1 protein-coding gene and 1 pseudogene are annotated in these 584 nt (G+C 45.9%); one reads left to right on the top strand and one right to left on the bottom strand.

The genetic code is table 11. The features are described 5' to 3' along the window. A partial coding sequence (fliJ, locus tag R7P74_RS28010) for a flagellar export protein FliJ (protein WP_318123942.1) occupies positions 1-363 on the top strand: 363 nt, incomplete at its 5' end. Positions 364-400: 37 nt separating this feature from the next. On the opposite strand, the pseudogene R7P74_RS28005 reads toward fliJ, so the two are convergent. Beyond that, positions 401-584 (bottom strand): annotated as a pseudogene (locus tag R7P74_RS28005) (serine protease); the annotation flags it as partial.

The following is a 584-nucleotide window of genomic DNA, read 5'->3' as shown; positions in this document are numbered from 1 at the left end:
GACGCTATGCGTCAGCGTCACAATCATCTTTCAACGCAATTGCAACAACTTTCAGCTCTCAAAGGACACGCTGGTCAATCGGCGTTGTCCTCTCCGTCTTTGAATAGCGCGGCGTTGATGAACTTCAACCGCGTTGATCAGATGCTGCAAAGAATGCTTCGTCACCACGAGCAAGAGCAAGCGGTGATGCAAGCCGAATGTGCATCAGTACAAAAAACGTTAGAACACAAACACGCTCGCGTTCAAGGATTGGAAAAGGTATTAGAGAGATGGCGCACCAAGCAAAATTATGAGAAAGCCAAAAAAGAGCAAAAGCTGATTGAAGACATCATCAACTCTCGCGTGAAACGCAAAACGTTGTAAGCGTTTTGCGTTTATTTTTATCTAGTAAAGAGAAACGTTACGTCGTTTTTCTGCGTCGCAGCCACCCTAATAATCCTCCAAAGAACAACACCCCTGCACCTATTGCACCGCCGCTGCCGTTATCGCTAAATCCTGAAACATTAGTGTCTTCTGGATCAAAGCCAGAATCACCTTCGCTATGGTAATCCTCTAAGGCTGCTAAGCTCGCGTTATAAACGGTT

Source organism: Vibrio sp. 2033 (genome assembly GCF_033339735.1).
The sequence above is the reverse complement of the archived record's forward strand: the minus strand, read 5'-3'. Positions and strand labels throughout refer to the sequence as shown.